The organism is Microbacterium saperdae (assembly GCF_006716345.1).
Classification (GTDB): domain Bacteria; phylum Actinomycetota; class Actinomycetes; order Actinomycetales; family Microbacteriaceae; genus Microbacterium; species Microbacterium saperdae.
This window is the reverse complement of record NZ_VFOX01000001.1, coordinates 1,924,654-1,937,832: the sequence shown is the minus strand read 5'-3', so window position 1 is coordinate 1,937,832 and position 13,179 is coordinate 1,924,654. Positions and strand designations below refer to the sequence as shown.

General features: G+C 66.7%; 12 protein-coding genes. 6 read left to right on the top strand and 6 right to left on the bottom strand.

Annotated features, from left to right (window positions below; genetic code table 11):
• Positions 1 to 522: 522 nt before the first annotated feature.
• Positions 523 to 792, bottom strand: coding sequence for a hypothetical protein (locus FB560_RS09235; RefSeq protein WP_141872086.1), 270 nt, complete (start codon positions 790 to 792; stop codon positions 523 to 525).
• A gap of 207 nt (positions 793 to 999) precedes the next feature.
• Here FB560_RS09235 and FB560_RS09230 point away from each other — a divergent pair, with 207 nt between their 5' ends.
• The 4 genes from FB560_RS09230 to FB560_RS09215 all read left to right on the top strand — a co-directional run bounded on the left by FB560_RS09230 (position 1,000) and on the right by FB560_RS09215 (position 4,318).
• On the top strand, positions 1,000 to 1,506 hold the full coding sequence (locus FB560_RS09230; RefSeq protein ID WP_141872085.1) for a single-stranded DNA-binding protein: 507 nt from the start codon (positions 1,000 to 1,002) through the stop codon (positions 1,504 to 1,506).
• Between the two features lie 78 nt (positions 1,507 to 1,584).
• The gene (locus FB560_RS20790; RefSeq protein WP_188895162.1) at positions 1,585 to 2,073 is read left to right on the top strand and encodes a DUF6993 domain-containing protein; all 489 of its coding nucleotides are present in this window, start codon (positions 1,585 to 1,587) and stop codon (positions 2,071 to 2,073) included.
• Between the two features lie 63 nt (positions 2,074 to 2,136).
• Positions 2,137 to 3,816, top strand: coding sequence for an energy-dependent translational throttle protein EttA (gene ettA, locus FB560_RS09220; RefSeq protein ID WP_141872084.1), 1,680 nt, complete (start codon positions 2,137 to 2,139; stop codon positions 3,814 to 3,816).
• A 7-nt stretch (positions 3,817 to 3,823) separates the two neighbouring features.
• On the top strand, positions 3,824 to 4,318 hold the full coding sequence (locus FB560_RS09215; RefSeq protein WP_141872083.1) for an acyl-CoA thioesterase: 495 nt from the start codon (positions 3,824 to 3,826) through the stop codon (positions 4,316 to 4,318).
• Positions 4,319 to 4,423: 105 nt separating this feature from the next.
• Here the strand turns inward: FB560_RS09215 and FB560_RS09210 are convergent, their stop codons facing one another.
• Positions 4,424 to 5,314 carry an acyl-CoA thioesterase gene (locus FB560_RS09210; RefSeq protein ID WP_141872082.1) on the bottom strand — a complete coding sequence of 297 codons (891 nt, stop codon included), beginning with the start codon at positions 5,312 to 5,314 and terminating at the stop codon, positions 4,424 to 4,426.
• 51 nt (positions 5,315 to 5,365) lie between these two features.
• On the opposite strand from FB560_RS09210, the gene FB560_RS09205 reads away from it, so the two are divergent.
• Positions 5,366 to 6,031 carry a hypothetical protein gene (locus FB560_RS09205; RefSeq protein ID WP_141872081.1) on the top strand — a complete coding sequence of 222 codons (666 nt, stop codon included), beginning with the start codon at positions 5,366 to 5,368 and terminating at the stop codon, positions 6,029 to 6,031.
• A 12-nt stretch (positions 6,032 to 6,043) separates the two neighbouring features.
• On the opposite strand, the gene FB560_RS09200 is transcribed toward FB560_RS09205, so the two are convergent.
• The 4 genes from FB560_RS09200 to pepN all read right to left on the bottom strand — a co-directional run bounded on the left by FB560_RS09200 (position 6,044) and on the right by pepN (position 11,850).
• Positions 6,044 to 7,702: an FAD-binding dehydrogenase gene (locus tag FB560_RS09200; RefSeq protein WP_141872080.1), complete on the bottom strand. Its 1,659-nt coding sequence runs from the start codon at positions 7,700 to 7,702 to the stop codon at positions 6,044 to 6,046.
• Entirely contained in the window at positions 7,702 to 8,148 is a 447-nt protein-coding gene (locus FB560_RS09195) for a globin (RefSeq protein ID WP_141872079.1), read from the bottom strand. The genes FB560_RS09200 and FB560_RS09195 overlap by 1 nt, the downstream gene beginning before the upstream one ends.
• Positions 8,145 to 9,218, bottom strand: a complete 1,074-nt coding sequence (locus FB560_RS09190; RefSeq protein WP_141872078.1) for a mechanosensitive ion channel family protein — start codon at positions 9,216 to 9,218, stop codon at positions 8,145 to 8,147. Before FB560_RS09190 ends, FB560_RS09195 begins: the two co-directional genes overlap by 4 nt.
• Before the next feature lie 79 nt (positions 9,219 to 9,297).
• Complete coding sequence (gene pepN / locus FB560_RS09185; protein WP_141872077.1) at positions 9,298 to 11,850, bottom strand: aminopeptidase N; 2,553 nt, start codon at positions 11,848 to 11,850, stop codon at positions 9,298 to 9,300.
• A 124-nt stretch (positions 11,851 to 11,974) separates the two neighbouring features.
• Here pepN and FB560_RS09180 point away from each other — a divergent pair, with 124 nt between their 5' ends.
• Positions 11,975 to 13,159 (top strand): ferrochelatase, encoded by a 1,185-nt coding sequence (locus tag FB560_RS09180; RefSeq protein ID WP_141872076.1) that lies wholly within the window; start codon positions 11,975 to 11,977, stop codon positions 13,157 to 13,159.
• The last annotated feature ends 20 nt before the right edge of the window (positions 13,160 to 13,179 follow it).

Genomic DNA, 13,179 nt, shown 5'->3' with positions numbered 1-13,179 from the left:
GCAGCTGAGATGGTACGGCGCTCCTTCACGACGTGTGGCTAGAGATTGCACGGATGAGCGGTGGGCGCATGGTTACCCCAGCGGCCACTAAGTAGCGACCCACTGTGCCTTGCGCGACACCAAAGCGCGCGCCGATCTGAGCGAGTGTCTGTCTCGACTGGTACATCGCCACGGCTGCGTCCACTTGCTCGGGAACGAGACCCTGTCGACGGATCTTCACACCCGCTGCTCGGAGCCGCTTGAGCACCGTCACCCTGTCAAGACCACGAGCATCACCGATCTCCCGAGCTGACATCCCCGACTCGTAGTCAGACCGGAGCGCAGCGATCAGTTCGGGCGTGTACGGGGTTGGAGCTTTCTCAACTGCACAGGAAACCAGCCCCCGCGTGTCGGTAGCCGGGGTCACCTCACGCAACTCACGGACCAACGTGATCCCCGCCTTCGCCCGAGATATCAACGATCTCAGCGGGTGACGCGAGTTTGGAACCTTGTCCAGCCAGGAGCACCCTTCACTTCCTTCGCTCAGGAGTACCGCAGGGCGGAGATGGCGTCGTCCACTCGCCAGAACTCCCCGACGATGCGGAACGCGCCCGTCGCCAGATGCAATCGCTCAGCGCGGTAGCGGAGTCCGAGCGGGTCGGCGACGATGCGGAGGTGCCCGAGCACTCTCTCCGTCTTGTCCTGGACGCGCCACAGATGATCGGCTGCGCGAACCAGATGTTCGCGCGGCGAGGACAACTGCGGTGTCGCATAGGGCACCTCGGGCAATGACGTGATCTGGCTGTCGGACATGGGATTCTCCTTCCGCTTTCGAACATATGACCGACCTCCGACATTGCGGACCGCGGACGGTATGCGCGGCAGTCGCGACTCGTCCTGCACTTCTCCGTGCAGCCGCTGCTTCTCCACACAGCGCGCAGTCCGGGCGGTCTGGCTCGCCGTTGAACGCGCACGCTGGGTGCACGCCGGGCGAACGCCCCGGGGATCGAAGGAGACATGATGACCGAACTACTCACCGTCGTGGGCAGAGTCGCGACGGACCCGGTGCGCGGCCAGACCCGCGGGGGGACCGCCGTGACGAACTTCCGCCTCGCGAGCACCCACCGCCGGCTCGATCCCGTGACCCAGGTGTGGGTCGACGGCGAGACGAACTGGTTCTCCGTCGCGGCCTTCCGCCAGCTCGGCGAGCACGCGAAAGCGTCGCTCCGCTGTGGCGACAGCGTGATCGTGACCGGTCGCCTCAAGATCCGCAACTGGGAGAGCAACGGGAAGAGCGGCACCAGCGTCGACATCGAAGCCGACGCGATCGGTCACGACCTGCGGTGGGGGACGACCGCCTACTTGCGCACGCCGCGCTCCTCGGCAGCGGAGACCTCCGTTCGCGCGACCGCGGAACAGGAGCCCGCACAGCACGAACCGCTGGACGAGTCGGATGTTCCCCTGTCGCTGTCGAGCGCATGGGACGAGCTGCCAGGGGTGACGGATTCTGCAGGCCTGTCGCACTGAACGGGACCGGCGCTGCGCCCCGTACGAGAGAGAGCGGTGCGCAGCAGCTGACGCCCAGCGGGCACGTAGACTCGGGTCGTGTTTCGACGATCGGGATTACCTGCACGACGAGCTGTCGGGGCGGCAGGGGCGGTAGCGCTGCTGCTCAGCCTCGTGGCCTGCACTCCGAGCGCGACCGAGTCGCCGGCCAGTGCGTCGCCGGTGCCGTCGGTCAGCCCGACAGCGTCCGGACCGACGTTGGTGCCCGACGGCACCGCCGACGACAACCTCCCACTGTTCACCGCCGTGGCCAATGCGGTCTGGTCGAGTGATCAACGCGGAGCGGGTCGCGCGTACGTCGATGCGCTCATCGCTGCGGGGTTCGAGAAGGATTCCATGCAGGTGACGCAGGACACGTCCACAGTGGGCAACCCCGCGGAGAGCCTGCAGTTCTCCGTGCGATGGGGTGACAAGGAGTGTCTGATCGGACAGGTCGGGCCGTCCACCGGCCAGGTCGTCACGGCCGTGATGCCGCAGTTGGCAGAAGGACGTTGTCTGGTCGGAACCACACGGTCGATCGACTGGTGACCCCAGCGAGGGCCGGTAGGCTGGAGTGTCGATCTTCGACGCCAATAGAAGGAGCGGTTTTCGGTGGCTGAGTACATCTACTCGATGGTTCGTGCGCGTAAGGCGGTGGGCGAGAAGCTCATCCTCGACGACGTCACGATGGCGTTCCTCCCCGGGGCGAAGATCGGCATGGTCGGCCCGAACGGTGCCGGTAAGTCGACGATCCTCAAGATCATGGCGGGGCTCGACACGCCCTCGAACGGTGAGGCCAAGCTGTCGCCGGGATACAGCGTGGGCATCCTCATGCAGGAGCCGGAGCTCGATGAGTCCAAGACCGTCCTGGAGAACATCCAGGACGGTATCGCGATCAAGGCCAAGGTCGACCGCTTCAACGAGATCTCCGCATTGATGGCCGACCCCGACGCGGACTTCGATGCTCTCCTCGCTGAGATGGGCGGTCTCCAGGAGGAGATCGACGCTGCCGACGGTTGGGACCTCGACTCCCAGCTCGACCAGGCGATGGATGCTCTCCGCACTCCGCCCGGCGATGCGGCGATCGCCCCGCTTTCCGGTGGAGAGAAGCGACGCGTCGCGCTCGCGAAGCTGCTGCTGCAGAAGCCGGATCTCCTGCTCTTGGACGAGCCCACCAACCACCTCGACGCCGAGAGTGTCCTCTGGCTCGAGCAGCACCTCCAGGCCTACAAGGGCGCAGTGATCGCGATCACTCACGACCGGTACTTCCTGGACCATGTCGCCGAGTGGATCGCCGAGGTCGACCGTGGCCGTCTCATCGGTTACGAGGGCAACTACTCGACCTACCTGGAGAAGAAGGGCGAGCGCCTCGAGATCCAGGGCAAGAAGGACGCGAAGCTCGCGAAGCGCCTCAAGGAGGAGCTCGACTGGGTGCGTTCCAGCGCGAAGGGGCGCCAGACGAAGTCGAAGGCCCGACTCGCCCGCTACGAGGAGATGGCGTCGGAGGCGGAGCGGACTCGTAAGCTCGACTTCGAAGAGATCCAGATCCCCGCCGGGCCTCGTCTCGGAAGCGTCGTGATCGAGGCGAAGAAGCTCCAGAAGGGCTTCGACGATCGTGTGCTGATCGACGGCCTGAGCTTCAGCCTTCCGCCGAACGGCATCGTGGGCGTCATCGGCCCGAACGGTGTCGGAAAGACGACTCTGTTCAAGACGATCGTCGGACTGGAGCCCCTGGACGCCGGCGATCTGAAGATCGGTGAGACGGTCAAGATCAGCTACGTCGACCAGTCGCGCTCCAACATCGACCCGAACAAGACGTTGTGGGAAGTCGTGTCCGACGGACTCGACTACATCACGGTCGGCAAGACGGAGATCCCCTCGCGCGCCTACGTGTCGAAGTTCGGTTTCAAGGGACCTGACCAGCAGAAGAAGGCCGGTGTGCTCTCCGGTGGTGAGCGGAACCGCCTGAACCTGGCTCTCACGCTGAAGGAGGGCGGCAACCTGCTGCTGCTCGACGAGCCTACGAACGACTTGGACGTCGAGACGCTCAGCTCGCTCGAGAACGCCCTCCTCGAGTTCCCCGGCTGCGCCGTGGTCATCACCCACGACCGGTGGTTCCTGGACCGCATCGCCACCCACATCCTCGCCTATGAGGGCACGGACGACGCTCCCGCCAAGTGGTACTGGTTCGAGGGGAACTTCGAATCCTACGAGGAGAACAAGATCGAGCGCCTCGGCGCGGATGCGGCCAAGCCTCACCGCTCGACCCACCGCAAGCTGACGCGCGACTGAGGTATCGATGAGCGAGCCGACCTCGACGCCGGGACCGCGCCTGCACATCCCGATCCAGCTCCGCTGGGGCGATCTGGATGCGTTCAATCACGTCAACAACACCTCGATGCTCAAGCTTCTCGAAGAGGCTCGAGTCAGGGCGTTCTGGCGCGCGGGTCCCGGCGAGGAGGCTCCCTCGACCGCGGTGCTCGATTCGGGTATCGAAGAGGGCATCCTCACGCTGATCGCGCGGCAGGAGATCGAGTACCTCGCGCCGGTGCCCTATCAGCGCCGCCCGCTCGAGGTGCAGATGTGGTTCGGCAAGCTCGGGGGATCGAGCGTCGAGGTCTGCTATGAAGTTCACAACGACCCGAGCGCGAACCCGCGGGAATTGTACGCACGTTCGACCGCCATCATCGTGCTCGTGGACGCCAAGACCGGCAGGCCCACCCGCCTCACCCAGGAGATGCGTGATGTCTGGGAGCCGTTCGTCGGCCCCTCGATCGTCTACGCCCACCGCTGAGCCGATTCCGGGTGGGAATGTTGCCGACACTCCCGCCGTTATCGTCCGGCTGATCGACGGAGACGGTGCCCAGATCACGGTGCCCGGATGGCGGATCGGTCGAGGCTACTCGGTGCCCTCGGGAACGCGGATCATGATCTCCTGAGCGACGTTCGCGATGAGCGTGCCGTCCTGCGTGTAGATCCGTCCCGTCGCCAGACCGCGACCACCGCGCGCATTCGGCGACTCCTGCACGTACAACAGCCACTCATCGACGCGCGCCGGACGGTGCCACCACATGGCGTGGTCGAGACTCGCGACCTTGAGACCCGGGAACGACCAGTACAGGCCGTGGGCGCGCAGGATCGACTCCTGGATCGACATGTCGCTCAGGTAGGCGAGCGCGGCGCGGTGCAGCCGCGGATCATCCGGCAGGGGAGCGCGCATGCGCATCCACACGCCCTGGCGCGGAACGCGTTCCGGATCGTCCGCGACGAACAGAGGGTGACCGATGTGACGGATGTCGGCGGCGCGTTCGCTCAGCATGCGGCGTGCGCCTCCGGCGAGACCGGCCACACGATCCTCGTCCGGCAGCAGGCTCTCCGGCGCCGGCACGTCGGTCGGCATGGGCTCCGCATGTTCGACTCCCGGCCCCTCGTCCTGGAACGAGGCGATCATCGAGAAGATCGGCACGCCGTTCTGATATGCCTGCGACCGCCGCGTCGAGAAGGAGCGGCCGTCGTGGATGCGGTCCACGGCGATCGTGATGCCCTGGCTGGCGTCTCCGGGCCGGAGGAAGTACCCGTGCATCGAGTGCACGGCCCGATCCTCGGGAAGAGTGCGTTCGGCCGCGATGAGACTCTGCGCGAGAACCTGACCGCCGTAGATCCGCCCGGTCGGCATCGGATGCGAGTCGCCGGTGAAGATGTCCTCGGTGGTACGGGCTTGCGTGAAATCGAGGTCGAGCACCTCGAGCAGACGCTCGACACTCCGGACCGCAGGGTTCTCCGGGCTCATGAACATCCTCTCCGCGACCGCACGCGCGGCACCGTTGGTAGTTTAGAACGCGTGCCGCACCAGCTTCTCCTCGCCGACGCCGATACTTCCAGAGACGTTCTGACATTCGTCGGCAGGGCGGCGAGGATCACTGATCAGGGTGTGCGGCTCCAAGCAGCGCGCGGGGTGCTCGCCCTGACGACCGCCGCGCTCGCGCCCCACGGACTGTTCGACCAGACTCCCACTGTGCTGGCGATGAGGATCGTGCATGCCGATCCCGAACTGGAATGCGATCTCGTGGTGAGCGAGCTCACGGCCGGTGACGACGAGCGCAGCCTCACGCTGCCCGAGACCGGGCTCTCGCCTGCCTGGGCCGGTGTCGCGCCTCCGCGCTCCGACTGGCAGCCGCTGACCACGCTGGACGCCTCCGTGATCGCACGACGTGCGCAATGGGGCATCTCGGCCGTTGCGCGCGGTGCGACACCCGGCGCCGGCGAGGAGGCCGTGCGCGCGCTGCGGGCCGCGATCTGGGGCGAGCCCGATGAGGACCTCGCCGATCTGCCCCGCGGTATCGCCTTCGCGGCCGATGCGCTCGGGTTCATCTCGGGTGAGGAGCAGGTGCCGGTCACGCGCTCCGGTCGATGGACGCGGCTCGCGTTCCGGCGCGGCCACGTCCTCGCGCGGGGACCGGTCGCGTCCGGTCTCACCGCCGTCCGCGGCACCGGTGCGTCCGAGTAGCCGCCGGCGCGGTCACAGAGCCGCTGCGCGACCCGCCTGACGCCCGGAGAACAGGCAGCCGCCCAGGAACGTGCCCTCCAGTGCGCGGTATCCGTGCACACCGCCTCCGCCGAATCCACTGGCCTCCCCGGCGGCGAAGAGACCGGGAATCGCCTGGCCGTCGGCACCCAGCGCTCGCCCGTCGAGATCGGTGTTGATTCCGCCGAGGGACTTGCGCGTGAGCACGTGCAGCTTCACCGCGACCAGCGGGCCCGCGGACGGATCCTGCAGACGGTGCGGTGCGGCGGTGCGGATGAGCTTGTCGCCACGGTATCCGCGCATCGAGCGCAGCATCCCGATCTGCGCGTCCTTCGTGAAGTCGTTGTCGATCTCCCGGTCGCGTGCGATCACCTCACGGCGCACATTGTCGATGTCCAGCGCCTCTCCGCCCGGGTGCTGACGCATCTGTTCCAGCAGCGACTCGAGGTCGTTCTCCACGATGAAGTCCGGTCCCTCGTCGAGGAAGGCCTGGACAGGGCCTGTCGGGCCCTTGGCGAGACGTGACTTGAGGAGCAGGCCCACGTCCTTGCCGGTCAGATCGGGATTCTGCTCGCTGCCGGAGAGCGCGAACTCCTTCTCGACGATCTGCCGCGACGTGACGAACCAGGAGTGATCGTGCCCGGTGGTGCGCAGATGGGCGAGTGTGCCGAGGGTGTCGAACCCGGGGAAGAGCGGCACAGGAAGACGCGTGCCGGTGGCATCGAGCCAGAGTGACGACGGTCCCGGCAGGATGCGGATGCCGTGCGAGGGCCACACCGGGTTCCAGTTCGTGATGCCCTCCACGTAGTGCCACATGCGATCGCCGTTGATCAGCCTCGCACCCGCGGCAGCGCTGACCGCGTGCATGGAGCCGTCGACATAGGCGGGCACCCCGGTCAGCATCTGAGCCGGGGGAGTCCCCAGGCGTGCGGGCCACGCCGCCCTCACGAGGTCATGGTTTCCGCCGATACCGCCCGAGGCGACGATCGTGGCTCCGGCAGTGATCTCGAACTCGCCGATCTCATCGCGCGATGTCGGGACTCCCCGTTCGGCTCTGCTGGAGGCGAGCACCACTCCGCGCGCGCCGGTGACGGCCCCGTCGGTGCTCGTGAGCTCGGCGACGCGGTGTCGGGGAAGGATCGTGATGCGCCCATCTCGCTCGCCCTGCTCCACGGCGGCGGCGAACGGGGCGACGACACCGGGACCGGTGCCCCAGGTGATGTGGAAACGCGGCACGGAGTTGCCGGGACCGATGGCGCCGTATCCGCCACGCTCGGCCCATCCGACGACCGGGAAGAAGCCCACGCCGCGTTCACGCAGCCAGGCGCGTTTCTCGCCGGCGGCGAACTGCAGGTAGGCCTCAGCCCAGCGACGCGGCCACTCGTCCTCCGGGCGGTCGAACGCGGCGTTCCCGAACCAGTCCTGGGTCGCGAGTTCGACCGAATCGCGGATGCCCATGCGTCGTTGTTCGGGAGAGTCGATGAAGAAGAGCCCGCCGAACGACCACCAGGCCTGACCGCCTAGATTCGTGCGGGGTTCCTGATCGATGAGGATGACTCGACGCCCGGCCTCGAGCGCCTCGGCGGCGGCGACGAGCCCGGCCAACCCCCATCCGATCACCAGGACGTCTGTGGACAGGGGTGTGTTCGTCATCAGCTCTCCGTTGATTCCTGACGTGACCGGGTCTCGAGCGTCGGACGACCGTCGGCTGCGGCGCCGATGCCCGAGGGCTCGAATGTGTTCACCATGGCATAGGCCGCGCGCTCCAGGTAGTCCCACAGCGTGGATTCGTGCAAAGGTGACAACTTCGCCTCGTCGAGAGCAGTGCGCATGTGCTGGAGCCAACGATCACGAGCGTCGGGATCGACGTGGAAGGGCATGTGCCGCATGCGCAGACGCGGGTGCCCGCGCGTCTCGCCGTAGGTCGTGGGACCGCCCCAGTACTGCTCCAGGAAAAGCAGGAGCCGCTCCTCGGCAGGACCCAGGTCTTCTTCCGGATACATCGGCTTCAACACCGGGTCGAGGGCGACTTCGCGATAGAAGACCGAGACGATCTTCGCGAACATCTCACGACCGCCGACTTCGTCGTAGAAGGTCACTTCGGGGCGCTCCCGTCATCGGTGGGCTTCTTGCGGCGCCAGATCCCGCGATCGGGGATGACCGGCACGCCGGTGACGGCGTTGGGGCGCGTCTTGGGCGGGTTGGCACCGCGCACGCGGCGCGCACCTTCGAGACCGGTCGGAGTCACTGCTTCCATGCTCGGAATGCTGATCTCCTTCTCGGTGAGCGCCGTGCGCAGGCGCTTGCGCAGTTCCTGGGCGACGTCGTCCTTGGCGTTGGCGCGGGCCTTGATCACGATGCGCACGACGAGTGCCTCCCCGGTGATCGCCTCCAGACCCCACAACTCGGGCTTCTCCACGATGCGCGTACGCCATTTCGGGTCCTTCGCCAGTGCCTGAGCGGTCTCGAGCATCGTCTGCTCGACCACCTCGAGGTCGGACTCGGCAGGGACACCGATGTCGATGATGGCCCGAGCCCAGCCCTGCGACATGTTGCCGATACGGGTGACCTCGCCGTTGCGCACGTACCAGAGCGTGCCGTTCACATCGCGGACCTGTGTGATCCGAACGCTCACGTACTCCACGACTCCGCTGGCGAGGCCCAGGTCGACCACGTCGCCGATTCCGATCTGGTCCTCGGCGACGAGGAACATGCCGTTGAGCACGTCCTTGACGATGTTCTGAGCGCCGAAACCGAGACCGGCACCGACAGCGGCGGTGAGGAGTGTGAGAGAGCCGAGAAGGGCGTTGTCGAGGGTGTTGACGATCAGCACGATCGCGATGACCACGAGCATCACGTTCACGATGTTCTGCAGGATCGTGCCGAGCGTACGCGTGCGTTGCACCAGGCGCATGTCGGCGAGCGGGGAGCGCTCCAGCGCCTGCGTGTCATCGACGGACGCCTTGCTCTTGGCGCTGTCGACGATGCGGTGCACGACCCGACGGATCACGACTCGGAGGACGAGGCCGATGACCACGCAGCTGGCGATGATCATGGCGACCGCGAAGGCCTTCCAGCCCACCTTCACCAGCACGTCGAGGATCGGCTGCAACCACTCCGGTACGGCAGATGGCACGGTCGGATCGTTCACATCAAAGGGGATCATCATCAGTACCAGATCCTAGCGATCGGGCCTCTGCGCGGGCTGGATGCACCGCGGAGAGGCCCGATCGACGAGGCGCGTCGTGTCAGTCGTCGGCGTCGCGGGACTGGGCCGCGAGGGAGCGCTCGACATCGGCGAGGTTCTCGAGGACCAGACGGCGCAGCGCGGGAGCGGCGTCCTGGTTCGTCGAGAGCCAGGCCCGAGTCGCGTCACGCAGCTCGACGTTCGCCAGGGCGGTCGGGAAGAGGCCGACCACGAGGTACTGCGCGATCTGGTAGCTCCGCGATTCCCAGATCGGGAGCAGCATGTCGAAGTATGCCGGAACGAACTCGGCGAGCGCGTCGACGCCCGCGGGGTGCACGAAACCGAGCGCTGCAGAACGGACGATCGTGTTGGGAGCGTCATCGCGCTCGATCAGCGACGCCCACGCGGCCTTCTTCGAGGCGGAGTCGGGCAGCGCGGCCCGTGCCTGTGCGGCGAACTCCCCGCCCTTGGCCGTGTTGTCCGCAGCCAGAGCCGCGTCGATGGTCGTCGCATCCGTGGCCCCGATCGTGGCGAGCCCGACGAGCAGCTGCCAGCTCAGGTCCGCATCGATCTCGAGCCCGGCGAGCGTCTCCTCACCCGCACGGAGACGACCGATGATGCCGGCGTGCTCCGGGGTGACGAGCGAGTTCGCGAACGCGGTCACGAACTGCAACTGGCTGTCGCTGCCGGACGCAGCGGATTCCGCGAGGGCCCAGAGCCCGTCGGCGACCTTGAGACGCGCCTCGGCGCGCTGCTCGGGGGCGACGTACAGGTTCACCGCGGTGCGCAGCTGCGCGAGGGTCGTGCGGACGGTCGTCGACTCGGTCTCGCGGCCGATGTTGCCGAGCACCAGGTCGATGTAGTCCGATGCGGCGCTCTCAGCATCGCGGGTCTGATCCCACGCCGCGCCCCAGACGAGCGAGCGGGCCAGAGGATCGTGGATGTCGGCCAGATGCGCGATCGCGGTCGCCAGCGACTTCTCATCGAGGCGGATCTTCGCGTAGGCGAGATCGTTGTCGTTGAGCAGGACGAGATCAGGACGTGCGATGCCCTGCAGCTCTGGCACCTCGGTGCGGTCGCCGTCGACGTCCACCTCGACATAGTGCGTGCGGGTCAGCGAGCCGCCGGTGAGCGTGTAGAAGCCGATCCCCAGGCGGTGCGGGCGGATCGTCGGGTAGTCGGCCGGCGCGGTCTGAGTCACGGCGAAACGCGAGATGACGCCGTTGGCGTCATCGGCGATGACCGGCTCGAGCGTGTTCACGCCTGCCGTCTCCAGCCACTTCTTCGACCAGGTGCTCAGGTCACGACCACTCGTGGCCTCCAGCTCGACGAGCAGGTCGCTGAGCTCGGTGTTACCCCACGCGTGCTTCTGGAAGTACTGCGAGACCCCGCCGAAGAACGCCTCGATACCGACCCACGCTGCCAGCTGCTTGAGCACCGATCCGCCCTTGGCGTAGGTGATGCCGTCGAAGTTGACCTGCACGTCCTCGAGATCGTTGATCTCGGCGACGATCGGGTGCGTCGAGGGGAGCTGGTCCTGACGGTAGGCCCAGGTCTTCTCCATGGCGTTGAACGTGGTCCACGCCTCGGTCCACTCGGTGGCCTCGGCCGTGGCGATCGTCGAGGCCCACTCGGCGAAGGACTCGTTGAGCCACAGGTCGTTCCACCACTTCATGGTGACGAGGTCGCCGAACCACATGTGCGCGAGCTCGTGGAGGATCGTGACGACGCGACGTTCCTTGACGGCATCCGTCACCTTGCTGCGGAACACGTAGGTCTCGGTGAACGTGACCGCGCCGGCGTTCTCCATGGCGCCCGCGTTGAACTCGGGGACGAAGAGCTGGTCGTACTTGGCGAAGGGGTACGGGACGCCGAACTTCGACTCGTAGTAGGCGAAGCCCTCGCGGGTCTTGTCGAAGATGTAGTCGGCGTCGAGGTGCTGCCACAGGCTCTTGCGTCCATAGACGCCGAGAGGGATGACCCGGCCGGAGGCGCTGGTGAGCTCGGAGAACGTCGACTGGTAGGGGCCGGCGACGAGCGCCGTGATGTACGACGAGATCCGCGGCGTGGGCTCGAAGCCCCAGGTTGCGATCGTGTCGTCATCATGCACGATCGGCTCAGGGGTGGGGGAGTTGGAGACGACCTTCCACGCGGAGGGTGCCGTGATCGTGAACTGGAACGTCGCCTTGAGGTCGGGCTGCTCGAACACCGCGAACACGCGGCGGGAGTCGGGAACCTCGAACTGCGAGTAGAGATAGACCTCGTCGTCGACGGGGTCGACGAACCGGTGCAGTCCTTCCCCGGTGTTCGTGTAGAGGCAGTCCGCATCGACGACGAGCACGTTCTCGGCCTGCAGACCGCTGAGTGCGATGCGCGAGTCGGCGAAGACCTCTTCGGGGTCGAGCTGCTCGCCGTTCAGCGAGATCTCACGGACCTCGCGAGCGATGAGATCGATGAACGTGAAGCTCTCCGGCGTCGCGGTGAAGCGCACGACGCTGCGGGAGCCGAAGACGTCGGAACCCTTTGTCAGATCGAGTGCGACTTCATACGACTGCGTGTCGATGACGTCGCGGCGCTCCTGCGTTTCGACACGTGTGAGGTTCTCTCCAGGCACAGCTGTACTCCCAGGGGTGAGGGGATGTCACCGGGGATTGGCGCAGTTGGCGCCTACGGCAACCATGACAGCCTACGCCAGGAGGACGCGCGCCTTCGCTCCGTGGAGATGAAAGGATGGGGGAGTGACTGCGATCGAGCCGAACATCGTTCCCTTTGCCTCTGCCGCCGCTGCGAGCGGTGAGCCGTTCGTGACGACGCCTGTCGCCTACGACGGCATCCTGCTCGCCGGATTCGGCGGACCGGAAGGTCAGGACGACGTCATCCCGTTCCTGCGCAACGTCACGCGTGGCCGGGGCATCCCCGACGAGCGGCTGGAAGAGGTCTCGCACCACTACCGTCACTTCGGTGGTGTGAGCCCGATCAACGGCCAGAACCGCGTGCTCAAGGAAGCTCTCGAGGCCGAGCTCGCGCAGCGCGGCATCGATCTGCCGGTCTACTGGGGCAACCGTAACTGGACCCCGTACCTGGAAGAGGTCGTGGTCGAAGCATCGGAGCGCGGACACAACACTCTCCTCGCCTTCGCGACCAGCGCGTACAGCTCCTTCTCGAGCTGCCGTCAGTACCGCGAGGACTTCGCACGCGTGCTCGAGGAGACCGGCCTGGGCGACACCGTCACGATCGACAAGATCCGCCCGTTCTACGACCACCCCGGATTCGTCGACGCGTTCGAGACCGGTGTGCGCGAGGCCATCAAGGGCTTCCTCGCCGAGGGCATCGCCCCTGTCGACATCCAGATCCTGTTCTCGACCCACAGCATCCCGACCGCCGACGCCGAGCGCTCCGGGGCACGCGACATCGAGTGGGGTGAGGGCGGCGCCTATGCGGCTCAGCACCTCGCGGTCGCGGAGTGGGTGATGGATCGCGTGCGTCAGACCATTCCCTCGGCGGCCGAGGTGTCGTGGGAGCTCGTCTACCAGTCCCGTTCCGGCCCGGCGTCGCAGCCGTGGCTCGAACCCGATGTCTGCGATGTCATCGGTGAGCTCGGGGGGCGTGGGCGCAAGGCCGTCGCCGTCGTACCGGTGGGCTTCATGAGCGACCACATGGAGGTGCTCTGGGACCTCGACACCGAAGCGGCCGAGGCGGCGGAAGAAGCGGGCCTCAGCTTCACCCGTACGCCCACGCCCGGCGTTTCTCCTACGTTCGTCGCCGGCATCGTCGATCTCATCCAGGAGCGTCTGCACGGAACCCCGAATGCGGATCGTCCCCACGTCACCTCGCTGCCCGGTGGCTTCGATGTGTGCCGTCCCGGTTGCTGCGAGAACATCCGTGCCGGGTTCAAGCCGGCCGCCGCGGGTGTCGCTCCCTGAGCGACCATCCGGAGTGCGTA